Raw genomic sequence first — 25,822 nt, forward strand, 5'->3', positions numbered from 1 at the left:
CAGCGAAAGGAATAGTTGAAAAATGAGTAAGATTCTTTTAGGTATTGTAGCAGATGATTTTTCCGGCGCCAGCGACGCAGCCTCCTTCTTAGTCAAACAGGGCATTAAAACACTTCTGTTTAATGGCGTTCCAAAAGCTCCGATTGAGGACTTAAAAGAAGATATGGCCATCGTGGTTGCACTAAAGACAAGAACAGAAGAAACTTCAAAAGCCGTTTCTGAGTCATTGGCTGCTTTCCAGTGGCTGAAACAAAATGGCGCCAAGCAATTTTTCGTCAAGTATTGTTCAACCTTCGATTCTACCAAAGTAGGAAATATCGGCCCAATTATTGATAGTGTGTTAGAAAAGTACGGAATTAACTATACGATTCTCGCCCCTGCCCTTCCTGTCAATGGAAGAATCGTGAAGGACGGCCATTTGATTGTGAATGGTGTGCCTTTACATGAAACACATATGAGGTTCCACCCATTAACCCCGATGTGGGATTCTGATTTGGCGAACCTAATGGAGCCTCAAGGCAAGTATCAAAGCCTTAAAATTAACCATGAGCTCCTGGAATTGAGTAATGAAGAGATTCTAAAAATCATTGAAGAGTTCGGCCAGAACAAAGAGCATTTTTATATCATTCCGGATTATATCGAGGAAAAGCATGCTGTTAAAATTGTCGAGCTGTTTGGCGATCTGCCACTTTTGACCGGTGGTTCTGGCTTGATGGAAGAACTCGGACGGAAATATATCAGTGAAAACAATTCAAAATCTGATTATGTGGCAAGTTCCACAAACGGAAAAGCAATCATTTTAGCAGGAAGCTGCTCGGCAGCAACTCTTCAGCAAATCGAAGAGTTTAAAAGCAATCATGACACGCATTTCCGAATCGACCCATTAGAATTAATCAATGGCAAGCAAACAAAAGAAAAGCTCTGGAAACAAATTGAAGCATGTAACGCAGAAGCAGTTTTGGTTTATAGCTCCGACAAACCAGACAGCGTGAAAGAAGCCCAAAGAGCCGGTGTGGAAAAGGTATCGGAGTTACTTGAGCAAACGACTGCTTATCTTGCAAAAAAAGCGGTCGAGAGCGGTTTCAACCGCATCATTGTCGCCGGCGGTGAAACATCAGGTGCTGTGACAAAAATATTAGGCTACGATGCTTATATTATCGGTGAAAGTATTGCTCCAGGTGTACCGATCATGGTACCGATGGAAAATAAAAATGTTCGATTAGTTCTCAAATCAGGTAATTTTGGTCAAAAAGACTTCTTTATGAGAGCAGTCGACATGACCAAGGGGGATTTGTATGTCAAGCCTTGAGTCCAAATTCAAAGAGGCGATCTGGATTGCTAAAACCTTATTTGACCGAAATAAAGCAACCGGATCGTCCGCCAATCTCAGTTTTCTTCATGAAGGTCATATTTATATCACCGGCAGCGGGACCTGCTTTGGCACATTAACGGCAGAGGATTTCTCCGTGACAACGATGGACGGCGAACACGTAAGCGGCATTAAGCCAAGCAAGGAACTGCCGCTGCATAAAACCCTTTATGAAAAAAGCAAAAGCATTCAAGCAGTGCTTCATACCCATAGTTTTTACTCGACGCTATGGTCCTGCTTAAAACATAAGAACGAAAAAGACATCGTTCCGAACTACACACCTTATTTACGTATGAAAGTCGGAACCATCGGGTTAATTCCATACGGAAACCCAGGCTCCCAGCAGTTATTTGACTTCTTTGCAGAGCGTATCCATGACAGTGACGGATACATCTTGCAGAACCACGGCCCAGTCATCGGCGACAAAGACTTAATGTCTGCGTTTCACTGTTTGGAAGAGCTGGAAGAAAGTACAAGAATCGCATGGGAACTTCGAAATGAGAAAAATGCATTGCTTATTGACTAAATAAACCTTTAAAAATCCTATGATCTCATTAATGGTCATAGGATTTTAAATTTAATTTGCAGTTTTTCCACTTTTATTTGCGATTTGCTCCAGTTTATTTGCGATTTTTCCTTTTTTATTTGTGCCACCGAATTTTCGCATGTTCATACTATAACGAAAACTAAAAAGCCAGGAGAACTCTGTCCCCTGGCCTCTAATTTATGCGGTTGTTCTAGATGCATCTTTGTCAGTGTTTAATTTAGTAGTCTTGCGGATGAACGGAATCACCCAGCGGTCTAAACCGTAGCGGCCGGCGTTGTAACCTGCAGCTAGGATAATGAAACCTAAGAAAATGTCTGTTGGGTTATGAGATACCGTTCCAGCTAGAAAGAACGAGAAGTTCATCACTAGACCGAAGAACATGGCCGCTGTAGTCAAGCAACCCAATAGTAGACCTAAGCCGATTAATGTTTCGCCCCAAGGAACGATTACGTTAAAGATATCTACATTTGGAAGTGCGAAGCCTTTAAGGAATTCTACATACCAGCCATAAACGACGGCGCCATCAGGACCTTTTACAGGATTAGCGGTTACTCCTTTTAAGAATCCGGAAGCGTCGAACCCGCCAGTGATTTTATGAAAACCTGCTGTGAACCAAGAATAACCTAGATATAAACGAATCACTAGTAATAGTGCAGCTGAAATCTTATTTTCTCTTAAAAATTTGTTAAACATTTTTGTTTCCCCCTTATTTTTGTTGCTCCGTATTAATGTTTGCTCCTTACATTTACAATATATAGCATTCCCCCTGTTATTAACATAGTCATAGTGTTAAGTTCACAAAGTGTTAATAATGGTTTGACAAATATTTGAACAGGTAACCAAATGGCAGTTTTCCAAATACTAAATGCTGATTAAAACACAATGCCCGACCAGCTCCATCCGCTAGTCGGGCTTTTTTACGTACTAAACTCCCTAGTTAAAGAACGTCACCTTGATCACTGTTTAGCAGGCGGCGTAATCAGCACCTGCCCATTTTCAATCAGAACCTTGGCGCCGAGGACGGCGTTAACATCAAGCCAGTTTCGTTCCATCCAGTTGCTGTTGTGAATGCTGAGGACATAGCCGTTTGCAGGGATGGCGGAATTGTTGCCGCCTCGTTTTACGACAATGCCATCGACAACCGTTACTTCATAGCCGTATTCATTGGTTCGGGTGGTTGCTCCGCGGTCAGGAGTAAACAGGATCAGTTGATCGGCCCCGCGAGTTTTGTTGGTGCCGTCCAGCTTTCTTGACTTCACATTCTGGCCCCAGATTCCTTGGACAAGGAATGGCCGCAGCGCGGTTTCTCCAATTTTTTGCGGGATGGCATCAATACTTTGCAGCATCGTCTTTAATTGCTCTCTGTACTGCGCGGCTGCCGCCGTATCAGCTAACTTTTCCGCTACAGAGGCTTTCACTGCCAGTTGGCCGGCCGCTCCGTATAGTTCAATTTTTTCCAAATAAGGCTCTGTTTCGGTTAAAAACTTTTGATTATTAAGCTGCTCCCTCAGCTGCTCCGGAGCTTTCTGCAACTTCTCAAATTCCTTCAAAAGCTTGTTCGCCGCATCTTCCATACCATCTGTCCCGTACGCCTTCCAGAACGCCTCAATCAAAGGTGTCAGCGTCAAAGAATCTTTCCCGGAAAGCGTGGATGAAACAGAATTCTCTGCAAAAGTACGCAATGCGCCTGCGGCCTCGCCGCCAAACGACTGAATACTGCGCTCCCAAGAATCCAATGGATGATAGTCAGCAGGATTCCAGGAGTAATCGGCGATCGTAAATAATGGAATTTTTGATGCCTCGGCTTCATTCATTGGATTCGCTGTCAAGCCGACCATTCCGTGCGCCGTCAAATCCGGAGCCCGATTTTCGAGTGGACCGAGGAAGAGTCGATTCCGTTCAAAATCATTGACCGGGTAGTTATCCCATAATAATAAATCATGTTGAAAAATATCCCGAACCTCCTGGGTACCTTCTGCGGTAACATGCGCGGAAACCACATCGGGACCTGTCCACATCACGATTGTGTCCTTATCGAGCAGCTCAGCAAAGCGCTCGCGGTAGGAGTTCGTTTGATTGCCGGCATAATCAGTCGGTACGGTTATCAACCGCTCTGCTCCTTGATGGGTTTGGATAAATTCTTCAGTAAAACGATTGAGCAAATGCGCGTGAGCAGCGGCAATCGGGTCCTGATCGCCGCCAAATTTGCTTCGATCCTGTTCGCAGTATAGCGTCTTATTGATGTCATCTAGGAAAATCGCATAGGAGGTGACACCCAACTCCCACATTTTTTCCATCTTTGTCTTCAACAGTTCAAAATCCTGCTCGCCAGAATAGCAGATTGATTGACCCGGAGACAGGGAGAAAGTAAATTTCACATGATTTGCCTTGGCTCTGTCAATCAGTTCCTTAATTCTGGCCAATTCATGGTCCGGGTAGGGCTCGCGCCAATGTTCCCGATGGTAGGGGTCATCCTTCGGTGCGTAAATATATGTATTCAGCTTATTGTCCCCATAGAAATCCAACTGGTTTAATCTGTCCTCATGTGTCCATGGCGGTCCGTAAAAACCCTCAATCGATCCGCGAATCGGCATTTCCGGCCAGTCACGGATCTCTACCTCTGGAATCCAGTCTCTGCCTTCCCTGGCCTGGATGATTTGTTTCAACGTTTTCGCTGCATAATACGTTCCTGTCTTGTCTTTTCCGGCTAGAACAATTTGCTTCTTCCCTTTTTGAGACGATGCAAGCACGTACCCATCATCCTTCAACGCTTGCGGCCCATCAATCCCAAGCCTCTTTAATACAGATGCAGAATCCGGATTTTCCGCAGGTCCGCCAATCCAAATTGTAACAGGGGTATTCGCCTTCTCACCCGGATTGAACCACTCAATCCGCTCTACCTCCGCCGCTTCAAGTGCCAGAACCACTTCGTTAATCGCTTGCTCATCGGTGTCCTTTCCGGCCACGATCCCTACTACTGGCGTCAGCGGAAACCCGTCGTTATTCACCTTTAGCTCCTGCGGTACCGGGTTAATCGCCAACTTCCATGGACTTTCTGCCTTTGCAGCTGAAACCTGGCCTGTTCCAGTTGGCAGCGCCAGTGGCAGGCACAGCATAACCGTAAAACAAATCAACAGTACCCTTTTGAAAAAAACCATCCCCATTAACTCCTCCTTTGTTTGCTAGTTGTTGATAAATCTATCTGAAAATATTTCTATCAACCAATTTCCACTGAAACCTCCCCGGTTGCGGCGGTTCCAGAACCGTAGGATTTGCTAGTTCGTAGATGATTTTTACACATAAAAAAGGCATGGCGATAGATAAAGAGGCTTTTTAAAAGAGTCCTCTTCATTTATCACCATGCCTGATCGGGTCAGTAACATGTGATGCCTATGTAAGCTATTACCGCCATTATAGCATCAGGTCATATAAAAATAACGTGCCGAAAGCAGTGTTTCCCAGTACATGGAAACAGTCCTTTCGGCTCACGAGTAATATAAGCAGCAGTATGAGATACGCCCACACGGTGGGGGATTGCTTCTCAACGACAAATGTTCGATGGTTTTCGCTAAAATGTTGCGCTAACCCAACCTAATCGGACGTTTGAATAAACACGGCAAATGCTTGTTACTAAAGGGTTCATCCTTACGGTATGTAAAAAATCCTTGTCAGTCAGACAAACGATTAAGTGAATTGGTTATAAACGTTGGCAATTCAACATTTTTGCCTTTTTACGAGCGGAAAATTTGATGAATGTTAGCATATTACGGCTTCCCCTTTTTGGCCGTTCCAACTCAAACCCTTCGATCTATCAAATTCCGACACCATCCACTCCTGGCTCCCCCAATTAAACGTTTAATTAATATTTGATTAAAGATTGATATAGTTAGTTTTCTAACTATTAACTGCTGAATATCTTGTCGTCTAATCAAACGTTTAGTTAGTTTAGGCCCGAACCTAACTATCTTGCGATTTTTATTTATTTTTCGCTGCGAAAAATGCCAATTTCCCTTTTCAGTTACGGAAACCTTATAGGTAAAGAAGGCCTTTAGACCTCCGAACACATAGGAAGTAGAAAACCTTCCCCTGCTTCCTTAGCTTTCTGGAATTCCTGGCGGGATGTAGCTCGGCGGGATGTTTAGCCAACCACGGTTTTTCATCACCCGTTTAAGTTGGGCCATGTATTCCATCAGATGGACTTGTATTTCAAAAAATAGGAGTCCCACATCGGTACGAACGGATTGGCTTGCTGCTTGAGCACAAAAGCTGATAGAAGTAGCGATTTTCACCGATATCAAATTGGCCAGTTCCTTCTCTGTTAATCGAACTCCCTCCGGAATTGAATCAGGATTCGAATTAGGCTTTGGAGAGCTGACCGAAGGCATCGACACTCCTTCTTTTTTTAGAAATTCTTCAATTTTCTTTGTATCCTGTTTACTTGAACTATAGGCAGCTGTTATTGCATGTTTTAAATCCTTATCACCTGTTGAATTCAAACATATTTGATATAGCATGTGGGCCTCGTGAAACGCTGTATATGCCGTCCACAGGGCCATAACTTCTCCAACATGCAGGTGAGGTTTCGGCTCTTCATCCACAAAGTCCTTGAAGATGGCAGTTATGGTTTCAAGTACATTCCCCATAAGATCCCTCTTTTCGAGTAATTTGATATTATTTTTACCAAAAAAGGGAGAAATATTAAGCATTCCTCGCGTTAGCCGCCCCTGCTACCATGACCGCAAAAAATAATACAAACCTTTCGCCTCCTGAGTCCTGCTTCATCTCCTGTTCCCACAAAAAGATTAGTGCAGGCTTTGACCCGTGTATACTGTTGACGCTAATCAAATAACCTACATAGAAATCGCTATTAAGCACAGAATAAAAATTAGATTTTAAAAAAGGGGAGTTGAACAATCATGATTGTTAAATTTCTAAGGGAAAGCATAACAGCTGCTGGCTTGTTATTATTAATACGTTTGTATTTGGGATATAGTTGGCTTACGAGCGGATGGGGAAAACTTTCTGGCGGATTTGACGCAAGCGGTTTTTTAAAAGGCGCCGTGGCAAATCCAGTAAAAGGCCCAGAGGGAGTCGTTTATGGCTGGTGGACATCTTTTCTCGAAAGCTTCGCCATACCAAATGCCGGGATCTTTAATACCTTAATTCCTTGGGGAGAATTCCTGGTTGGATTAGGGCTCATTCTAGGGTGCTTGACTCCGGCGGCCGCATTTTTTGGCGTCGTGATGAATTTCAGCTTCTTAATATCTGGCACCATTTCGCACAACCCCACAGATATCTTAATGGGGATCTTGATTATGGTCGCAGGCTATAATGCTGGCCGATTTGGATTGGATTACTTTATCAATCGACGTCTGCTAAACAGAGAAGGCAGAGAGGTATCAACTGATAAAATATAGTCTTTAAAGAGGATGCTGGAGGGCATCCTCTTCTCCCTTTTATCTGCTCTTTGCCTCCCTGTTAGCCGCGTGTTCCTACTAATAACAAGTACATCACGAAAAGTAAAAAGCCAGGAGAATTGATGTCCCCCTGGCCTCTAATTTATGCGGTTGTTCTAGATGTATCGTTGTCAGTGTTTACTTTTGCTGTCTTGCGAATGAACGGAATCACCCAGCGGTCTAAACCGTAACGGCCGGCGTTGTAGCCTGCTGCCAAGATGATGAAGCCTAAGAAGATGTCTGTTGGGTTATGAGATACGGTACCGGCTAGGAAGAAAGAGAAGTTCATTACTAAGCCGAAGAACATGGCCGCTGTAGTTAAACAACCTAACAGTAAACCTAAACCGATAAGTGTTTCGCCCCAAGGAACGATGACGTTAAAAATATCTACATTTGGAAGCGCGAAGCCTTTTAGGAATTCTACATACCAGCCGTAAACCACGGCACCGTCAGGACCTTTTACGGGATTAGCGGTTACTCCCTTTAGGAAGCCAGAAGCATCGAACCCGCCAGTGATTTTATGAAAACCTGCTGTAAACCAAGAGTATCCAAGATATAAACGAATGACTAATAGAATGGCAGCTGAAATCTTATTTTCTCTTAAAAATTTGTTAAACATTTTTGTTTCCCCCTTATATTTTCTTGCTCCGTATTAATGTTTGCTCCTTACATTTACAATATATTTGATTTTCCCTATTTTTAACATAGTCATAGTGTTAAGTTCACAAAGTGTTAATAATGGTTTGACAAAAATTTGAACAGCCTGCCAAATAACGTTTTTCGAAAAAAACTGCCATTTGGTAGAAAATTCGTATGCACTCCAAATTGTAGGGGGAACCAGCAAAAGTAAAATAAACGGAGATTTTCCGGTTAAATGCAGAATCAAGCCCTTTTTGAGGAAAATAAGCGGAGGTTTTCCGATTAAGCAAAGCAAAATTACCCATTTTCACGTTTTTCGAGTCAATAGTCGGAGTTTCTCCGTCTATTGAAGCTATTTTCAGTGCTTTTTTCTAATTAAGAGAAATTTTTCCGCTTATTTTTGAAAAAAGCCCGACTAGCTTCTATCCGCTAGCCGGGCTTTTGAACTTCCTACTGAATGATTGGCAGCATGATATGCGAAGGATAAGCTGCCCCATGATAAACGGTTTGTTGGGCGATTGTATACTGGCTGCTTGTAATCATGGTTTCACCTGTGTTTAGGTTTGTGTCGTAGCGTGGGAAGTTGCTGGATGAAATTTCAACACGGATTCGGTGACCTGGAAGGAATACGTTGCTGGTTGGCCACAGCTCAATCTCATATGGCAAAATTTCATCCTTAACCGATTCCCCTTGGTACTGCCCTTCCCGATATTGCGCCCGGACAATTCCGTCAGTCAAATTATAAGCAGTTCCATCCGGGTGAACATCCACTAATTTCGCCGTAAAGTCGGTATCGACTGCATCCGTTTTTGCCCATAGCTTGACTTTGACAGGACCCGTCACCTCAAGAGCGTCTTTCAGCGGCTCAGATGTATAAACCAATACGTCTTCCCTCTCCTCCAGTTGACGCTGGTCCTTGGGGCCCATGGTTTGCACACCGGCATACAAGGTCCCTCCTCCATTGGTCGGAACCGGATTTGCAGGATCGTAAACAAAGGTATCCGCCGGTTCTTCCTTTATCGGCCGCTCGACACTTATCGTGCCGTCACCAAATCGGGTATTGGCTTGTCCGCCACTATGTAGATAATAAGGAACATACGTGGTTCTCGCCAACGGCCATTCCCACTCATCCCGCCACTCATTGACCCCCATCACAAACAGCCGAATCGGCGCTTCGTCCGCCGTCACCGTGTCTTCACCCTTCAACCAATGGTCAAACCAGCGAATATGCAAGCCGGTTAAATTGTCTTTCCCGTCAATCCAGTCGCCGGAGGCTTGGAGACCGAAATTCCGTTCGCCAATCACAGAGCTGAAAACACCATGGCCCCACGGCCCGATGATTAACCTTTGCTGCGCCTGGCCATGCTTCTGGAGTTCCGTAAAATTTTTTAATGTAGACGGCAAAAGATTATCATACCAGCCGGCAATGTGATAGGCAGGAACGTTAATCTGCTGGTACTTGTTCAGAATGCTCATCCGCTCGCCCATTGCCTCCGTCACCTTGCCTTCCAGCAAGTCAAAGAAATAACCGGCTGCTCCGAGCTCCTTCAAGGGCGGCCACTCCTGAACTGGCTTGTACATATACCACTCCTCGATTCCGTTATAGAAATCGGCCATTTTTTCCATCATCGCTGCATATTCTGCACAATCGCCATATTTCCGTTTCAACTCCTCTGGGGCAACCGACTCCAGCGCCCATGTTTCTGAGGAAGCCACAAGAAACTTCCCGCCGCCATCCAGCGAATTATTCCGCCAATCATTTAACGTCATAGCCGGGACAATCGCCTTCAAATGTGGCGGCTGCTCCGTGGCAGCCAGCAATTGCGTGTACCCATAGTAAGACAGGCCGAACATTCCTACTTTCCCATTGGAGTAAGGCAGCGCTGCGGCCCACTCGACCGTATCGCAGCCATCCTCGGCTTCATGTAAAAATGGATAGAACTCGCCTTCGGAATGAAATCGGCCCCTGACATCCTGAATAATCACGACATAGCCATGCCCGACAAGACGATTCGTATCAAGATAACGATGCGAATAAAACGGCAAATCCTTATTATAAGGCAGCCGCGTCAGCAGCACCGGAAACTTCCCCTCCTGATTGGGACGATAGACATCACCATACAGCGTCACCCCGTCCCGCATCTCACAAGGCACATTTTTCTCTACTATGATTTGATGTATTGCCAATTCAAAAACCCCTTCCGTATTTCTTTTATAACTCAATGTTGATTTCACAGGGTTTGAAAAATAGACGGAAGAATTCCGCTTAAATTGGGAAATACCGATATTTTCCTAAAAATAAGGGGAGTTTTTCCGCTTATCTTATAAAAATGTTTGGATTTTGTCTTATTTAGAGCAGTTAACCGGAATTTCTCCGTTTATTTCTCCTCATTAAGCATGCTTTAGATACGTTAACCGGAATTTCTCCGCCTATGTATTCTCTTACCACACGAAAATAAACAAAAGTCCATCCGCAAACTATTCGGGATGGACTTTCAAGCTAACCTAAGCGACCTGTTCTTGGATATTCCTCTTCGGACTGCCTTTTCGCTTTTTAATCGGCGAAAGCTTTCGTTCCAGCCAGCCCATAACCACATCGGCAAGTACAGCCATCAAGGCGGTAGGGATGGCGCCTGCCAGAATAATCGCTGTTCCGTCCGTCACATTGGTGCCGCGCAGGATAATGTCGCCCAAACCGCCTGCACCGATAAAGGTTCCGATGGTGGCAATCCCGATGGTGATGACCAATGCGGTTCTAAGTCCGGCCATAATCACAGACATCGACATCGGCAGCTCGACCATCCACAGCACCTGAAACTTCGTCATCCCCATCGCTTTACCCGATTCTAGTAACGCATGGTCGACATTGCGTATTCCTGTATAGGTGTTTTTAATGATCGGCAACAAGGAATAGAGGAATAAGGAAAAGACAACCGTATTCGTACCAAGTCCCATTACCAGCATCAGCACAGCCAGCATCGCCAGCGCCGGAATCGTTTGGATGATATTCGCCAGCGAGATGACCCACGTGCTCAGCCGATTATAGCGGGCAATGACAATACCAGTCGGGATGGCGACAATTGCAGCAAATAGGACGCCATAGGCAGACATTAGGAAATGCCGGTAAAACTCATGCCAGACATAGGCCCCATTTTGTGAATAATAATAAATAAGATCCTGAATCGTCTCCATCCTCTTCACCCCTCTCCTTCAAAATAATTGTGTTCTTCTAAAAATTCCTTCGCAACTATCGCCGGTTCCTTCATTTTTCCGTCTGCCTCGTAATTCAGTTCCTGCATTTTTTCGGTACTGATTTGGCCAGACAGCTTTTCAAGGATCCCTTTCAACTCAGGATGTGCCTTTAATGCATCGTTGCGGGCGACAGGTGACGTATCATACGGGGGGAAGAAACGTTTGTCGTCCTCCAACACCTTCAAATCAAAAGCCTTGATGCGTCCATCGGTCGTATAGGCGAGTACGACATCCATTTCCCCGTTGGCTGCCGCTTGATACACTAAGCCAATCTGCATCGGGAAGGTTTTGCCGAATTCAAAGCCGTACTCGTCGACAAAGCCCTCATAGCCGTCCCCTTTCCGCTTTAACCAGGAATTGTCGACACCTAATCTCAAATCAGAAACCAATGGTTCCAAGTCAGAAACGCTTTTCAGGTTTTCTTTTTCCGCCAGTGATCTCGTCACCGTAAACGCGTAGGAATTGGCAAAGCCGTATGAATCAAACCACGTTTGGTCAAAGCGTTTTTGAAATTCGCGTTGAACAATCTCAAGCGCTTCCTCGGGGTCTTTTACTGGTTCCATCGCCAGTGCTCCTGCAAGGTCGGTTCCGGTGTAACGTGTCGCCGAAATATCGATATCCCCATTCATCATGGCCTGATGCTGAACAATCGAGGATCCTAAATTATTCACCATTTCCACTTTGGCATCGGTGTAATGTTCAATCATCATGCGAACAATGTTTCCCATAATCTGTGACTCTGACGTCCCCAGTGTCCCCACCTTAATTGTGTTTGCAGCGCCTGCGCTCAAACCAGGGAGGGAACAGCCGCTCAGGACAACAGATAGCGCCAGCATGATGACCATCATCAAATGTTTATTCTTTTTATACATACATGCGCCCCCTCCCTAAGCTGCTTCTCTCATCTTTTTCATTCCTGCAGGGGTTACCCAGCCTTCGACTTTGCCTAATATTAGGTCAGTCAATAACGCTAAAATTGTGACCGGAACCGCACCAGCAATAATGAATTCGGGCTGATAAAGGTTCAAGCCGCTGAAAATATAATCTCCGAGACCCCCACCGCCAATAAACGATGCCAAGGTGGCCCAGCCAATTAAATATACAGTCGATAAGCGGATTCCTGCCATGATGACCGGAATCGCAAGCGGCACTTCCACTAACCGAATCCGTTCCCATCCAGTCATTCCCATCCCGCGGCCAGCCTCGAGCAGGCTCTTCTGAACGCCACTTACTCCCGTATAAGTGTTTCTCAGGATAGGTAGGACCGAATAGAAAAAGAGGGCAATAATAGCCGGGGTTTTCCCAACGCCTAAAAGGGGAATAAAGAATGCAAGAATGGCAAAACTTGGAACGGTTTGTATTACCCCTAATACCCCCATCACAAATCCTGCCCCTTTCGGAAACCGCGTTAGCGCCACTCCGAGAGGCACAGCAATGAGAATGCCCAACAATGCGGCAATAACCGAAATATATAAGTGCTCCCATGTCTTATACAGCATTTCACTGCCATTTGTGCCAAAGAATTGGAGAATTGTATCCATGTTTCTCCCCTCCTACCCTATTTTTGACAAGTCATCTACGCCCCAAATCGAATCATAGACAATATCTACTAAACTAGCTCTTGTAACAATCCCGACAAGACGACGTTTGTCATCGACAACTGGGACGTATTTCATGCCCATTTTTAAGATTTTACGGATCGTATCACGGACAAGCGCCCGTTTACTAACAGTAAAAATTTCTGTTTCCACAACCTCTTTAACGAAGCTTGCCTTTTTCCGATTTTGGTCAATTATTTGGACATCAATATACCCTTGCAGCACCTTCAACTCATCGACAACCAACAAGGAATCGACGCGATGCTGCTTCATTAATTGAATCGCTTCAGAAAGCGTGCGTTCCCCAGTAATAGTGATTGGACTTGGATTCATGATTTGGCCGACGGTTTGGATATTCGGCCTTGCCTGGACGAGACGATCTTTTCCGATAAACTCCTCGACAAATTCATTGGCCGGATTACGCAAAATTTCATCAGGTGTATCACATTGGACAATTTGCCCGTCCTTCATAATCACGATGCGATCGGCCAATTTCAGGGCTTCATCCATATCGTGCGTAACAAACACAATCGTTTTATCCAGCTTTCGTTGCAGTTTTTTAAATTCTTCCTGCAGGGATTCGCGAGTGATTGGGTCCAATGCGCCAAATGGCTCATCCATCAAAATCAGGGGCTGATCTGCTGCCAAGGCGCGCAGGACGCCAATCCGCTGCTGCTGGCCACCGCTCAATTCATGCGGATATTTTTCTAAATAATCGGGGGTCATGTCGACAAGCGTCAGTAATTCCCGGGCCCGGGCATGGCGTTGTTCTTCGGGGACTTTTAATAATCGTAAAACCAAGGAGATATTTTCTTGAATGGTCATATGCGGAAACAAACCAATTTGCTGAATCACATAGCCGATTTCCCGTCGCAACTGAACCGGGTCACTATCCATAATGTTGACACCATTAATAAAAATCTTTCCTTCGGTTGGTTCAATCAACCGGTTAATCATCTTCATCGTCGTCGTTTTTCCGCATCCGCTTGGTCCGATAAAACAGATGAATTCCCCTTTGCTAATTTCCAAGTTGAGATCATGAACCGCCCGTTTCCCTCCTTTATACACCTTTGAAACATGGTCAAATTTAAGCAAATGAAGCACCTCCAATAATACGAAATATGAAAATTATATAAATTCAGTATAGCGTAAAGTTTGTAAAATAAAAAGTTTATAAATTTTATTAATTGCCCAAAATGCATAAATTATATGTAATAAATAAGGTTTTTTGTAACTTTTTCTTAAAAATCCTCCCATTTCCTCGTTGTTTCTGAATGATATTCCTTTTCAGCTTTTACGAAAAGTGTGATATAGTGGCAAGGTAGATGGGTAATTGGAAGGGTGAGTTCTTTTGGATGAACAGCCATTAGACAAGATTAAACGGATCGAAGAGCAGTTCGTGGAGAAAATAGCCGATAACATGCAAACATACGGGGTTACAGCTACTGTTGGGAGAGTACTCGGTATCATATATATGAATCGAAAACCAATGACATTGGATGATTTATCTGAGGAGACCGGGATGAGCAAAACCCGGATGAGCCAGGTCGTCCGCGAGATGGTCGATTTCAATATTGCCGAGAAGGTTTTTGAAAAAGGAGTCCGCAAAGATTTATACAGTGTAGAGCAGGACTATTATCAAACCTTCATTTCGTTGTTTACATCCAATTGGCGAAAGGCAATCCAGAAAAACAAAATATTTGAGAAAAAGATGGCCGCCGAACTGCAAGCTTTGCTTGAAACCGAGGCATTAGATAAAGATTTGGAACAAAAGATTCATATACTACTGAAGGAAACGAAGGAATGGCACGATTATTATCAATGGTTGGCCGAGCTGGTTGAATTCTTTGATAGCGGAGAAATCTTTAATCATGTTCCAAAGCGATAGGGTTGGATAAAGCACTACGTCACAAAGCTTTTGACCCTAATATTTGCTATTCCAGTTTGACCTTTTCAAGTGAATTGCGTTGGAGGCAAAAAAAAGCCAGGAGAACCGATGTCCTCCTGGCTTTTGCTTTATGCAGCTGACCTTGTTGTACCTTTGTCATTATTTAATTTTGCTGTCTTGCGGATGAACGGAATCACCCAACGGTCTAAGCCGTAACGGCCGGCGTTGTAGCCTGCAGCTAGGATAATGAAACCTAAGAAGATATCTGTTGGGTTATGAGATACTGTACCGGCTAAGAAGAAAGAGAAGTTCATTACTAAGCCGAAGAACATGGCAGCTGTCGTTAAGCAACCTAATAGTAAACCTAAACCGATTAGTGTTTCGCCCCAAGGGACAATAACGTTAAAGAGATCTACATTTGGAAGTGCAAATCCTTTTAAGAATTCTACATACCAGCCGTAAACCACGGCTCCATCAGGACCTTTTACAGGATTAGCGGTTACTCCTTTTAAGAATCCGGAAGCGTCGAATCCGCCAGTGATTTTATGAAAACCTGCTGTAAACCAAGAGTATCCAAGATATAAACGAATGACTAATAGAATGGCAGCTGAGATCTTATTTTCTCTTAAAAATTTGTTAAACATGTTTGTTTCCCCCTTATATTTTCTTGCTCCGTTATTAATGTTTGCTCCTTACATTTACAATATATAGCATTCCCCCTGTTATTAACATAGTCATAGTGTTATGTTCACAAAGTGTTAAAAATGGTTTGACAAATATTTGAACAACCTGGCAAATACACTAATATTTAGCGGAATCGCGTTTTGTTTTCCTTATTTTTTTGGATTGAAAAAAGCCCGGCTAGCTTCTATCCGCTAGTCGGGCTTTTGTTGCTTTCCCTTAAAGAAACCTTCCAGTGCTGCTCTTTGCTAATCTCTGAGAAACTCTTCCTAACAAAGTGATCCCAATGATGAAAGGAGTTGTCCAAGAGTTAATGATACTAATCATAGTTAAGCTCCAGAAACCCCAGTAGTATACTGTGTAAAGCGAACGTACTAGTCCCAATATTAGTATTACAATTGACGCGGCGAAACACAGTCTAGGTAGACGATCTATGAGGGACTTCCGTTTTTCTACGAAGTCTTTTCTGCGGCGAATCCAGTCAAACCAATGCTCCAGCAGCCATACAATCGACCAGCTTAATAACGGCACTTTAATAATGTATCCGTAAGCAGTCTGGGTGGCAGGATCTTGTAATATATTGCTGCCTAACATTAAATTTAGTACTACAGCTAATTCGATTGCCACAAAGAACAGTACACCCATCCATGTAAGAACGACCGATACATATCTGATTAGCCAGATATCCTTCGTTCTGAGCGTATAAAGAAAAAATATTGCATAGAGGAAGGCAAATATCCATTCCCTATGAAGTATGGCTGATAGTATGACTGTAATGACGACCCACATGGCAATCGTTGTTTCGGGGTCGCTTACATTCCCTCTTCTAGAACGTCTCCTACGATTTCCTTTACGGATGATACTTCTAAACCGGGGTATCCTCGTTTTCCTTTTTGTGCCCTTTGTAGCGCCGCCGCTATAGATCCCACCGTCATAACTATCGTACCATTCATCATCCATTTTCATATCCTCCAAAGAAGTATATTTCTGCTGTGTTAGTTGGGATAAGAAACAGTCTTAACTTTAGCCAGATTCATTTATTATACTATAAGGTTTGGTTTCTCTGTTTTTCCGTTTACCCAATCCTTCTAAAAATTAGCCTCTATCAGCCCCCTTCTAGGATAAAAAATATAAATTGATATAGAAATTGTCCCAAAATCACAAAAACGACCTCAAAAGTGAATTTTCAATGCTAAAACTGACGGTTTGCCACCGTAATGCTGTTCAAAAACGAAAAAGCGTCATTCGCTGGAATTGGCGATTCCCGATATGGTAGAGGTACCCGGGAATACATGGAAAAGCGCGCTTTCCTGAAGGAATCTACCTTTGGAAAGTTTTGATCAATTAGCAGAACAGTACAAGCCGATGATTCACAAAATCATCAACTCACTCCATATTTTTAGAAACCAGGATGAATTCTATCAAACCGGCCTCATCGCCCTCTGGGAGGCCAGTAACCGTTTTGACCCGAACAAGGGTAATTTTACAAACTATGCCTATACCTTTATCAAAGGCAGGTTGCTATTACAGCTGGATAAAGACATAAAACAGTATCGCCGGAGCATTTGCCCAAGTGAGGAGTTTTGGGAGAATACAAGTGAGGCCTATATAGACCAACCATTAGAAGCAGAGATGCTGCAAACCTATTGTGAAGCATTGACGCCAAACCAACGAAAATGGGTGTTTTATACGGCTATGAAGGATCTGTCCATCAAGGAAATCGCCGAATGGGAAAATGTCTCGGTATCGGCGGTGAAGTTGTGGCGTTCCGGGGCGAGAAAGAGGGTGAAAGAATTAGTTTTGAATAAATGAGGCGAATATAACAAACACTACCAGAAAAAAGGTAGGTGCAGAATGAAAAAGGATAATCATACTCCACAAGAATTTCAAAATACCTTGAAAGGGGATTTGACAGGGCGGGCGAATCAGAAAGACGTGAGCAATGTTGCAAAAAACGACCAGGTCACCGATAGTTCCCTTATTATTGGAGGAGGCGACCCCAACCTTTCTCCAGATGCCGGGAAGCCCCTCATATAAGATAGAGCAGGCGCAGCTGTACTCTTCATGGGAGGAGGACAGCTGCGCCTTACGTTTTTTATGAACTAATTCTACGGCACTTTAACATAAATCTTTTTTATCGATTTTCATATCTTTATTACGTGTGCGATACGATTACTTCACATTCTCCGGCTATATCAAATGTCCCAAAGCCGACAGGGATAATCAGGTTCGTGCCTTTATTCAAGTCATACTGCTCTCCGCGATGCAAGAGCTGGCCATTACCCCTAATGACACTCAGAAGCAAATACTTGTAATCAAACGAGAAAGGCTCCTGCCCCTTAATCTCCCATTTATAAACGGTAAAAAACTCCGAATCGACAAAGGTGGTAACCACGGCATTTTTGCGTTCTTCCACTCTTGGTTCGCTCACAGAATCATGATGCGGCACCGTGGTGACATCAATCGCTTTCTCCAGGTGCAGCTCACGCAAATTCCCTTGCTCATCCCGGCGGTCATAATCGTAGACACGATAAGTGGTATCCGAGCTTTGCTGGGTTTCTAAAACGAGTGTCCCTTCACACAAGGCATGAATCGATCCACTCGGGACAAAGAAAAAGTCTCCCGGCTTAATTTTCACCCGGCGAAGCAGCTGGTTCCAGTTTCCCGCCTCGATTTGCGCTATCAGCTCTTCCCTGGACCCTGCGTTATGGCCGAAAATCATATCCGCATCTTCTTTACAATCGATGATATACCAGCACTCCGTCTTGCCCAGATCCCCATTTTCATGGACCTTTGCATAAGCATCATCCGGATGCACCTGAACAGACAAATCCATATTCGCATCTAGAATCTTCGTCAATAACGGAAAGACTGGTTGATCTGGGCGGCCAAACAGTTCCGGATGCTCTCGCCAAAGCTGGTCCAACGTCAAACCGGCATACGGGCCGTTTTCAATTACAGACGGGCCGTTCGGATGGGCCGAAATGGCCCAGCATTCCCCTGTATGTTCATTCGGTATCTCGTATCCAAACTCATCATTTAATGCTGTCCCGCCCCAAATTCGCTCTTTAAAGACAGGTTTTAAAAACAATGGCTTCAAAACAATAACCTCCTAATTTCCAATAAGCTTCAACTAGCACCTCGTGCCATTAACAATCTTAACACAGTGGTAGGTCACGAAATGGTGCCTGACACCATAAGTAATCTTAGCACAGTCATAAGTCACCAAATGGTGCCTGACACCATTAGCAATCTTACCACAGTGGCAGGTCACCAAATGGTGCCTGTCACCCGTACAATTCTATTTGCTTTTTAAGGCCTGATGCGCCAGGAGCAACGCCCCGGTAATTCCGGCTTCATCGCCCAATCCCGGGCGAACAATATAACTTGAAAGCTCCGGTAATGATACGTACCCCTGCACCAGCTCCGGCAAATATTTATAGATGGAGGTGAATACTTGCTCTTGGTGACTTACTCCACCGCCAAGGATAATTTTTTTCGGAGAAAGAATCAGAACGTATTGCATGATGGCCTGGGCCAGGTAGTAGCCTTCTAAATCCCAGACTTCCGCCCTCGCCGCCAATTCAACACCTTTGACTCCCCAGCGCTCCTCAATCGCCGGCCCTGCCGCAAGACCCTCCAAGCAATCATGGTGATAAGGGCACCTGCCCTTATAAGGATCATCCGGATGGCGCCGCACCAGGATATGGCCCATTTCAGGATGCGAAAGCCCTTGAAGCAATTGGTCCTGGACAAATGCTCCGGCACCTATGCCAGTACCGACCGTTATGTATAAACAGCTGTCCAATCCTTTTGCGGCACCGAGACTAGCTTCCCCTAATGCCGCGGCATTGACATCCGTATTAAATCCGACTGGAACAGCAAACGCATCCTTCATCGCTTGGACAAACGGATAATCCTTCCACGCGATTTTCGGAGTAGATGTAATAAAGCCGTATGTGGGACTTTCCTGATTGATATCAATCGGTCCGAATGAACCAATCCCAATCGCATCTACTGAAAAGTTTCGAAAAAACTCGATGACCTTCCCCATTGTTTCCTCCGGAACAGTGGTAGGAATCTGAGTCCGCTCTACAATATTTCCGTTTTCATCGCCAACAGCACAGACAAACTTTGTCCCGCCCGCTTCAATCGCCGCTAACATATCCATTACCTCCAACTATTTTGATTATGCCAAATATCAATTCTTCCAGTATAATACCATTCCAACAGCTTACTATTCTTTAAAAGCCCAGTCCACCCACCAATATAAAAGGGCGTCCCCCTTCCCATACTATACCAAACATGCGATCAAATGGAACAGAAAGCAGGGGGACGCTTCTGGTGGATTTCAAGAAGCCACCAGATCGATCCCCCTGGCCACCCCTGGCACCCTGGCCTCCCTTGCCCATCATGGATTAGCTAATAAATCATACAGACTTTCCAAGGCTTTATTGAGATAGCGATAATACGAAGCCAATGAAAGGTTGATTTTTTCTGCAACTAGCTCTTGTGGGCGGATCCCCATCGTATAGGAATATTTAAGCACTTTACCCATTAAGGCGTCCCGGTCATTGCCGGACGATAAAAAGTCGATTGCCTGAAGAATATCCTTTTGAATCGCAGAACCTGTGTCTTCCAATGACTCCCTACCTTTTTTCCGATGTGGGAATAAACGGTAGTATTTTTCGCAGATTGCCCTATTCCTATAAAGACTTGACCATTCTTTTAGAATCTTCTTAAGCTCGTCTTTCCCACTGTTCGGTTCTACCTGGCTTAACCCCTCCAACATAACTGGGGAAGTACCCTTCTTTCCAAATTTCGTAATCATATCTTCGTCTGAAAGATCAAGGATAAATGCCCGGTATTCCGTTCCGGCATTTGTAGCTGCATCACCCCATGAGGCCCGGTCAAACCCGAGTATTTCGAACAATGGGAACCATTCTTGCTGGCACGTAAAATCGACAAGCCAATCTGCGGTGGAAATATGGTTAATCAGGACATTCAAAAAACTGCTGCGAATTTGCGCTTCCATATCCAGCTCTATTCCCATGATGGCCAATAAATACGCATTTTCCTTTGGCTTCCACCCCAGCAATAAGGGCTGTAATAACGGCTCCTTCTCTAATATGCTAATCATTCTGCTTGTTAATGGAATCATCGCATAAAAGGCAACCAGTTCATTTTGTTTCCATATTGTATACAAACAAGAAGGATCTTCTTCCCAAATGGGTCTGATTAAATGCTCCATATGACATTCGGTAGAGTGCTCCACGGCTCCATTATTAACATAACGCATATATAATGATCGGACAGCAGGCAAGTCACTTTCCTGGCATTCCCGAACCTCAATATCCGATACATTCCCTAGAAAAATCGTATTTCGAACAATGGGGTTTTCATGCAAATACAATTTATCCATCCGAAGCTTATTTAGAAGCTCAGGACGTAATTGTTCTTCCAATTGAATGTGCTGAAGCGCTTTTACCCTCATTTGTTCATATGTATGGGGTTTACGCTGCATCATATCATTCTGAAGCCAATCCCTGACTGTATCATGAAGCATCCAGCCTTCTTCTTGCTGTACAATAACCGGCAATTTGATCAGATTCCGAAAGTGCTGTGTAGTAAATTCCACATCTAAAACCTTTGAAAGTCTTTCCTCATTGAACCACAAATAAACAGAAGCTCCCTCCAATAAAGGGTACATAAACGGCGGAAGTCCGTTGAGCAATTCATCCATTAATACACTAATCAACTTGTTTTTGCTGCTTGCTTCAAGCTTATTTTTCCCGTTCCCTTGGATCATTACTTCGATTGCAAGCACCATCGCAAGAGGAATACCTCCGGAAAATTGAAAAAGTTGGTTCTGTGCATCTTGATTTAGAATCCCTCTTTTACTTGCATAAAGATTAACTTCAGCGTAAGTCAGGGCCTGGAGCTGGTGTGAATAGGTTACACTCCGCAACCCAGAACGGAGCCAACCGCCCGTTAAAGAATTCCGGCCCATGGTAATAATGTTCACATCCCTGATCAGCCGTTCAAATAGTTGGATCAGCCAATTTTCCACTGAACGAAATTTTTCAAATGAATCCATCATCAAAACAATGTGGCACCTTTGGTCTTGTGAGTATTGTATCAATCGTTCGATACAATCTTCTTCTTTTAATAAGAAAATGCCCCTCTCCTGCAGCTGTTCTTTAATCTGTTCCCATACATCCTCCTTCTGTCTGATTCCCCGATTTCCATCAATATAAATGTACATGTCTTTCTCTAAGCTTGATTTGAACCGCTTAAGCAGGGTGGTTTTGCCTATTCCCCCTTGGCCGTATAGATGCAGCCACCTCCATTTCCCCTTACCTGAAATATGTAGTTTCATTTGAAAAAGCTCCTCATCACGTCCCACAAAGTAATCGGTATCTTTTAGGATATTCACATGCTGATTCATCAAGCCACCTCCCTGAGAGCATTCTTATCTTTATTATATTCTAAATTTTGAGACTATTATGAGACCCTTTTGAGAGTAATTTTTGTATACCATTTAAAGGAAAAGGCTAAATATTTATGAGATTGAAGGAGGCATGTTTTTGAAAAAGCGTAAATGGGTATCAAGTTTAAGTGGTATTGTTTTAAGTCTTAGTTTGTTAAGTCCGGCTTTTGCGGAGGATGACAGAACAGGAGAGGGAATAACGGGAGAGCCGCAAATGTCAATTACATCTACTGGGCTGTCAACCACAAATATTTCTCCCAGTCTTACACCAGAAATGCTGGTTCAGAATCTGCTAGGGGGTGGAGTGGAAGTCCAAAATGTAAAGTATACAGGAGCTCCAGTTGCGACTGGCACATTTACTGGCGGGGATGGAATCATCGGGTTTAACGACGGAATTGTTTTAAGTACTGGGAAAACTCAGAATGTGGTTGGTCCAAATAAATACACCGGAGTCACAACAGTAAACAACACCCCTGGTGACACGAATCTCAATACTCTTATTCCCGGTTACAGTACAATGGACGCCGCTGTTCTGGAATTTGATTTTACTCCTAATAATGACATTATCTCTTTTGAATACGTGTTTTCTTCCGATGAATACCCTGAGTACGTAAATCAGAATTTTAATGATGTATTTGGTTTCTTTATTAATGGGGTCAATGCAGCGCTAATTCCGGGCACGAACACACCCGTTTCTATTAACAATGTGAATTCAGGAAAGAATTACCAGTACTACATTAATAACAGTAATGGCAGCATCAATACGGAAATGGATGGATTGACTACAGTGTTGTTTGTGGAAGTGCCTGTAAATAAAGGGGTAGTCAATCATATTAAAATGGCCATTGCTGATGCGGGGGATAGAAACTTAGATTCAAATGTGTTTATTAAGGCTGGGAGTTTCAAGGATACACCGATATCAAATCAGGCTCCTGTAATCGAATCAGACAGTCCGGAAGTCGTGATTAATGAAGGGCAAACGGCAAGCAATACCGGTAATTGGTCCGATTCGAATTCAAATGATACAGTCACTCTAAGTGCTGACTTGGGAACTGTAACCCAGACAGGAACAAATGAAAGCGGAACATGGAACTGGTCCTATGAGGCAGCTGACGATTTAAATCAACCTGTGACAATCACGGCAGATGATGGTACTGCCAGTGCAGTGTCTTCCTTTAGTCTGATCGTTAACAATGTGGCTCCAACCGCAGGTCCGATATCAGTTCCTGTTGACCCTGTACCGGTCAACACCTCCATCACGTCTTCCGCATCCTTTACGGACCCCGGCATTCACGATACGCACACGGCCGAATGGAACTGGGGAGACGGCACTACAACAATCGGATCAATCAACGAATCTAACGGTTCTGGTACGGTTAGCAACCAACACAGCTACTCAACAGCAGGTATTTACAAAATTCAATTGACCGTGGCCGATGACGACGGCGGCTCAATATCTGTTATAGCCGAACAATATGTTGTCGTTTATGACCCAGATGCGGGATTTGTGACAGGGGGCGGATGGATTAACTCCCCAAGTGGAGCCTATACCGCTGATCCATCCCTGACTGGAAAGGCCAGTTTTGGCTTTGTTTCAAAATATAAAAAGGGGGCCTCCACACCGGATGGCCAAACAGAATTCCAGTTTAAAGCCGGAAATTTGAACTTCCACAGCAGCAGTTATGATTGGCTGGTAATTGCCGGAACAAAAGCCCAATATAAAGGAACCGGTACAATAAATGGTTCGGGTGATTACGGCTTTATGCTTACGGCTATAGATGGACAGTTAAAGGGGGATGGCAAGGATAAATTTAGGATTAAAATCTGGGATCGAAAAAGCAATTCCGTTATCTATGACAACCAGCTAGGCGGACTGGATGATACCGATCCAACTACTGTCCTTGGTGGCGGCAGCATAGTTATTCATAAAAAATAAAAAATGGTGCCTGGTATCACCCCGAATAACGCCGATATTTTGACGGGTGGTAATCAGGCACTTATTTTTTCCTAATTCCTTGGAATGATCGTCACAGCCCATTGACTGAACTAGCGAAAAATAAGCGGAGGTTTTCCGGTTATTTGTAGAATTGTGCACATTTCAGTGTAAATAAGCGGAGATTTTCCGGTTATTCCAAAAAAAAGCCCTCATTTTTACATTTTTTCAGTCAATAGGCGGAAATTCTCCGCCTATTTTAGCTAATTTTTATACTTTTTACTAATTAAGCGGAATTCCTCCGTCTATTTATCAGATGGGGGACGTTAGCTGGCTGGATCAGTTCTAAAGTAGTGGATATTTATGAGAATAAGCAATAGTGTTTCCAGACAGCCGCTCCCCCTTCTGTCCATTCGGCAAATTTGACATTAAAAAATACAGGCCCTTTCCACAATCTATTATCTAGTAATTTCGCCTCATTTTAATCTGAATTTTCATAATATATGGAAATTTGCTAGAACCCCCCATTATAATAAGGTTAATATCACTTGAAAGGGGATATATAGATGAAGAAAAAGATGCTCGCACTATCCTTATCTGCAGCGATTGCCACTTCCGGTTTGGCACTTACACCGACATTTGCAGCCGGTAACGGACCCGATGTCAACGGAAACGAAACGGTACAAACGGCCATGCTGACCACCTATGACGAAATGGCTGCTTTCCTAAAAAAGGAGGATGCTAGACAGCCGCATATGGAACTCGAAGTGATTGGCCAATCTGTAAAAGGCCGTGACCTGTTTCTTGCCAAGTACATAACCAACCAAGAAAACCCAACCGTCTTATTCCTAACCCAACAGCACGGGAACGAAGCGTTAACGACGGAAGGAGCACTTGAGTATATCCGCCATCTTGGGTCAAACTCGAAAAAAATACAGGAAATGCTGAACAATGTCAATATTCTCATTGTCCCGATGTTTAACGTAGATGGAGCTATGGGAGATGTGAATTTCTCACTTGATAACTACATGGCCAGTGGGCGCCATTTGACCCGCTATAACGCGGACAGACTGGACCTTAACCGCGACCATGTAAACAAACGGGCACCTGAAACACAAGCATTGCACAATAATGTCCTCAAAAAATATAAAATTGATTACGCGATAGATTTCCACCATCAAGGCACGCAAGAGGATTATTTCGGAAAGCTAACTTCCGGTTCGGTACTGGCTCCCTATCACCCGGATGTGGATCCTGAGGTTTTACTAGGCTCCAAGAAACTGGCTTCTGTCCTTTTAGACAGTGTGAATTCGAAGGGTTGGGGATTTGTCCTGAAATACGATGAGCCAACGACCAATACAAGCGTTGCCTCCAATGCATTGGCACTTCAATATGGAATCTCCGTCATGCTGTTTGAAATGCGCGGGATGGCAGACCATTCGTATGAGCCGTATGTCCTTGGCCAGAAGTCGAACGGGCACCTCATTAAGCAAGCCTTTACTGCTATGGATGCGACTGCCAATGCCATCGCAAACGGGTCTATATTAAAAGCGGACCCAGCGGTTTACGATAATCTTCCGGAGCAACACTACAGCTATTAAAAAAGAAGCATCCAAATTCCATAAAAAAATTTTTTATTATAAGTAAGGCTCTGTTTTTATTTATTGTTGATTTTTTGTGTAGGTATGAGAATTAATAAGCGGAGAATTTCCGGTTAATGGCTCCAAATAAGGAAAAATCCAAAGATTTTAATAAGATAAGCGGAAAAACTCCGCTTATTTTTAGAGAAATATAGGTATTTCCCAAAATAACCGGAAATCCTCCGTCTATTTTTTAAAACACAACGAAATCACACTCAGCTATAACAGAGCTAAAAATAAAAAGGAGAAGTGCGCGAACACTTCTCCTAGCAACTGCTAATTCTGCGAACCACCCTTTGGGTGGTTTCTTGTTTTCTAAGACGCGCTTC

The 25,822-nt window shown here is 43.9% G+C and carries 22 protein-coding genes; 8 read left to right on the forward strand and 14 right to left on the reverse strand.

Annotated elements, in window-relative coordinates; all coding sequences use genetic code 11:
* Positions 1–22 precede the first annotated feature (22 nt).
* Entirely contained in the window at positions 23–1,309 is a 1,287-nt protein-coding gene (otnK, locus tag AR334_RS19580; RefSeq protein ID WP_066315971.1) for a 3-oxo-tetronate kinase, read from the forward strand.
* The gene (locus AR334_RS19585) at positions 1,296–1,895 is read left to right on the forward strand and encodes a class II aldolase/adducin family protein (RefSeq protein ID WP_066315975.1); all 600 of its coding nucleotides are present in this window, start codon (positions 1,296–1,298) and stop codon (positions 1,893–1,895) included. The genes otnK and AR334_RS19585 overlap by 14 nt, the downstream gene beginning before the upstream one ends.
* A 198-nt stretch (positions 1,896–2,093) precedes the next feature.
* On the opposite strand, the gene AR334_RS19590 is transcribed toward AR334_RS19585, so the two are convergent.
* From AR334_RS19590 to AR334_RS19600, 3 genes are all read right to left on the reverse strand, one after another.
* Entirely contained in the window at positions 2,094–2,609 is a 516-nt protein-coding gene (locus tag AR334_RS19590; protein ID WP_066315978.1) for a DoxX family membrane protein, read from the reverse strand.
* 263 nt (positions 2,610–2,872) lie between these two features.
* Positions 2,873–5,080, reverse strand: coding sequence for a beta-N-acetylglucosaminidase domain-containing protein (locus AR334_RS19595; RefSeq protein WP_253701325.1), 2,208 nt, complete (start codon positions 5,078–5,080; stop codon positions 2,873–2,875).
* A gap of 930 nt (positions 5,081–6,010) precedes the next feature.
* Complete coding sequence (locus AR334_RS19600; protein WP_066315981.1) at positions 6,011–6,559, reverse strand: DUF3231 family protein; 549 nt, start codon at positions 6,557–6,559, stop codon at positions 6,011–6,013.
* 273 nt (positions 6,560–6,832) lie between these two features.
* Here AR334_RS19600 and AR334_RS19605 point away from each other — a divergent pair, with 273 nt between their 5' ends.
* Positions 6,833–7,333, forward strand: a complete 501-nt coding sequence (locus AR334_RS19605; RefSeq protein WP_066315992.1) for a DoxX family protein — start codon at positions 6,833–6,835, stop codon at positions 7,331–7,333.
* 142 nt (positions 7,334–7,475) lie between these two features.
* Here AR334_RS19605 and AR334_RS19610 read toward each other — a convergent pair whose 3' ends face one another.
* From AR334_RS19610 to AR334_RS19640, 6 genes are all read right to left on the reverse strand, one after another.
* Positions 7,476–7,991, reverse strand: coding sequence for a DoxX family membrane protein (locus AR334_RS19610; protein WP_066316004.1), 516 nt, complete (start codon positions 7,989–7,991; stop codon positions 7,476–7,478).
* Positions 7,992–8,461: 470 nt separating this feature from the next.
* A complete protein-coding gene (locus tag AR334_RS19620; protein ID WP_156431333.1) occupies positions 8,462–10,198 on the reverse strand; it encodes a CocE/NonD family hydrolase in 1,737 nt (578 codons plus the stop codon).
* Between the two features lie 318 nt (positions 10,199–10,516).
* On the reverse strand, positions 10,517–11,203 hold the full coding sequence (locus AR334_RS19625) for an ABC transporter permease (protein ID WP_066316012.1): 687 nt from the start codon (positions 11,201–11,203) through the stop codon (positions 10,517–10,519).
* Positions 11,204–11,208: 5 nt separating this feature from the next.
* A complete protein-coding gene (locus AR334_RS19630; RefSeq protein ID WP_066316019.1) occupies positions 11,209–12,135 on the reverse strand; it encodes an osmoprotectant ABC transporter substrate-binding protein in 927 nt (308 codons plus the stop codon).
* Positions 12,136–12,150: 15 nt separating this feature from the next.
* Positions 12,151–12,804: an ABC transporter permease gene (locus AR334_RS19635; protein WP_066316022.1), complete on the reverse strand. Its 654-nt coding sequence runs from the start codon at positions 12,802–12,804 to the stop codon at positions 12,151–12,153.
* 12 nt (positions 12,805–12,816) lie between these two features.
* Complete coding sequence (locus AR334_RS19640; RefSeq protein WP_066316023.1) at positions 12,817–13,956, reverse strand: betaine/proline/choline family ABC transporter ATP-binding protein; 1,140 nt, start codon at positions 13,954–13,956, stop codon at positions 12,817–12,819.
* A gap of 256 nt (positions 13,957–14,212) precedes the next feature.
* Between AR334_RS19640 and AR334_RS19645 the strand changes: the two genes are divergently transcribed.
* Positions 14,213–14,749, forward strand: a complete 537-nt coding sequence (locus AR334_RS19645) for a GbsR/MarR family transcriptional regulator (protein WP_066316026.1) — start codon at positions 14,213–14,215, stop codon at positions 14,747–14,749.
* A 128-nt stretch (positions 14,750–14,877) separates the two neighbouring features.
* On the opposite strand, the gene AR334_RS19650 is transcribed toward AR334_RS19645, so the two are convergent.
* Together AR334_RS19650 and AR334_RS19655 are read right to left on the reverse strand one after the other, a co-directional pair.
* Positions 14,878–15,393: a DoxX family membrane protein gene (locus AR334_RS19650; RefSeq protein WP_066316031.1), complete on the reverse strand. Its 516-nt coding sequence runs from the start codon at positions 15,391–15,393 to the stop codon at positions 14,878–14,880.
* A 256-nt stretch (positions 15,394–15,649) separates the two neighbouring features.
* Positions 15,650–16,390: a hypothetical protein gene (locus tag AR334_RS19655; protein ID WP_066316040.1), complete on the reverse strand. Its 741-nt coding sequence runs from the start codon at positions 16,388–16,390 to the stop codon at positions 15,650–15,652.
* Positions 16,391–16,756: 366 nt separating this feature from the next.
* Between AR334_RS19655 and AR334_RS19660 the strand changes: the two genes are divergently transcribed.
* Entirely contained in the window at positions 16,757–17,242 is a 486-nt protein-coding gene (locus AR334_RS19660) for a sigma-70 family RNA polymerase sigma factor (protein WP_066316048.1), read from the forward strand.
* Between the two features lie 42 nt (positions 17,243–17,284).
* Positions 17,285–17,467 carry a hypothetical protein gene (locus AR334_RS19665; RefSeq protein WP_066316055.1) on the forward strand — a complete coding sequence of 61 codons (183 nt, stop codon included), beginning with the start codon at positions 17,285–17,287 and terminating at the stop codon, positions 17,465–17,467.
* A gap of 118 nt (positions 17,468–17,585) precedes the next feature.
* Here the strand turns inward: AR334_RS19665 and manA are convergent, their stop codons facing one another.
* The 3 genes from manA to AR334_RS19680 all read right to left on the reverse strand — a co-directional run bounded on the left by manA (position 17,586) and on the right by AR334_RS19680 (position 21,878).
* A complete protein-coding gene (manA, locus tag AR334_RS19670) occupies positions 17,586–18,536 on the reverse strand; it encodes a mannose-6-phosphate isomerase, class I (protein WP_253701328.1) in 951 nt (316 codons plus the stop codon).
* Positions 18,537–18,731: 195 nt separating this feature from the next.
* Positions 18,732–19,595 carry an ROK family protein gene (locus tag AR334_RS19675; protein WP_066316067.1) on the reverse strand — a complete coding sequence of 288 codons (864 nt, stop codon included), beginning with the start codon at positions 19,593–19,595 and terminating at the stop codon, positions 18,732–18,734.
* A 246-nt stretch (positions 19,596–19,841) separates the two neighbouring features.
* Positions 19,842–21,878 (reverse strand): AAA family ATPase, encoded by a 2,037-nt coding sequence (locus AR334_RS19680; protein ID WP_066316070.1) that lies wholly within the window; start codon positions 21,876–21,878, stop codon positions 19,842–19,844.
* Between the two features lie 139 nt (positions 21,879–22,017).
* On the opposite strand from AR334_RS19680, the gene AR334_RS19685 reads away from it, so the two are divergent.
* Complete coding sequence (locus AR334_RS19685) at positions 22,018–23,856, forward strand: choice-of-anchor L domain-containing protein (RefSeq protein WP_066316074.1); 1,839 nt, start codon at positions 22,018–22,020, stop codon at positions 23,854–23,856.
* Positions 23,857–24,419: 563 nt separating this feature from the next.
* Positions 24,420–25,454 carry a M14 family zinc carboxypeptidase gene (locus tag AR334_RS19690; protein ID WP_066316077.1) on the forward strand — a complete coding sequence of 345 codons (1,035 nt, stop codon included), beginning with the start codon at positions 24,420–24,422 and terminating at the stop codon, positions 25,452–25,454.
* The last annotated feature ends 368 nt before the right edge of the window (positions 25,455–25,822 follow it).

Origin of the sequence: Bacillus sp. FJAT-29814 (genome assembly GCF_001510715.1) — a bacterium.
GTDB lineage: Bacteria > Bacillota > Bacilli > Bacillales > Cytobacillaceae > Neobacillus.

What these genes read in the sequence shown, in the direction of transcription:
- AR334_RS19635 (WP_066316022.1), bottom strand. Translation starts at nt 12,804, where the DNA reads ATGGATACAATTCTCCAATTCTTTGGCACAAATGGCAGTGAAATGCTG.
- AR334_RS19665 (WP_066316055.1), top strand. Translation starts at nt 17,285, where the DNA reads ATGAAAAAGGATAATCATACTCCACAAGAATTTCAAAATACCTTGAAA.
- AR334_RS19585 (WP_066315975.1), top strand. Translation starts at nt 1,296, where the DNA reads ATGTCAAGCCTTGAGTCCAAATTCAAAGAGGCGATCTGGATTGCTAAA.
- AR334_RS19655 (WP_066316040.1), bottom strand. Translation starts at nt 16,390, where the DNA reads ATGGATGATGAATGGTACGATAGTTATGACGGTGGGATCTATAGCGGC.
- AR334_RS19590 (WP_066315978.1), bottom strand. Translation starts at nt 2,609, where the DNA reads ATGTTTAACAAATTTTTAAGAGAAAATAAGATTTCAGCTGCACTATTA.
- AR334_RS19600 (WP_066315981.1), bottom strand. Translation starts at nt 6,559, where the DNA reads ATGGGGAATGTACTTGAAACCATAACTGCCATCTTCAAGGACTTTGTG.
- AR334_RS19605 (WP_066315992.1), top strand. Translation starts at nt 6,833, where the DNA reads ATGATTGTTAAATTTCTAAGGGAAAGCATAACAGCTGCTGGCTTGTTA.
- AR334_RS19610 (WP_066316004.1), bottom strand. Translation starts at nt 7,991, where the DNA reads ATGTTTAACAAATTTTTAAGAGAAAATAAGATTTCAGCTGCCATTCTA.
- AR334_RS19630 (WP_066316019.1), bottom strand. Translation starts at nt 12,135, where the DNA reads ATGTATAAAAAGAATAAACATTTGATGATGGTCATCATGCTGGCGCTA.
- AR334_RS19650 (WP_066316031.1), bottom strand. Translation starts at nt 15,393, where the DNA reads ATGTTTAACAAATTTTTAAGAGAAAATAAGATCTCAGCTGCCATTCTA.
- AR334_RS19690 (WP_066316077.1), top strand. Translation starts at nt 24,420, where the DNA reads ATGAAGAAAAAGATGCTCGCACTATCCTTATCTGCAGCGATTGCCACT.
- AR334_RS19625 (WP_066316012.1), bottom strand. Translation starts at nt 11,203, where the DNA reads ATGGAGACGATTCAGGATCTTATTTATTATTATTCACAAAATGGGGCC.
- AR334_RS19595 (WP_253701325.1), bottom strand. Translation starts at nt 5,080, where the DNA reads ATGGGGATGGTTTTTTTCAAAAGGGTACTGTTGATTTGTTTTACGGTT.
- AR334_RS19680 (WP_066316070.1), bottom strand. Translation starts at nt 21,878, where the DNA reads ATGAATCAGCATGTGAATATCCTAAAAGATACCGATTACTTTGTGGGA.
- otnK (WP_066315971.1), top strand. Translation starts at nt 23, where the DNA reads ATGAGTAAGATTCTTTTAGGTATTGTAGCAGATGATTTTTCCGGCGCC.
- AR334_RS19675 (WP_066316067.1), bottom strand. Translation starts at nt 19,595, where the DNA reads ATGTTAGCGGCGATTGAAGCGGGCGGGACAAAGTTTGTCTGTGCTGTT.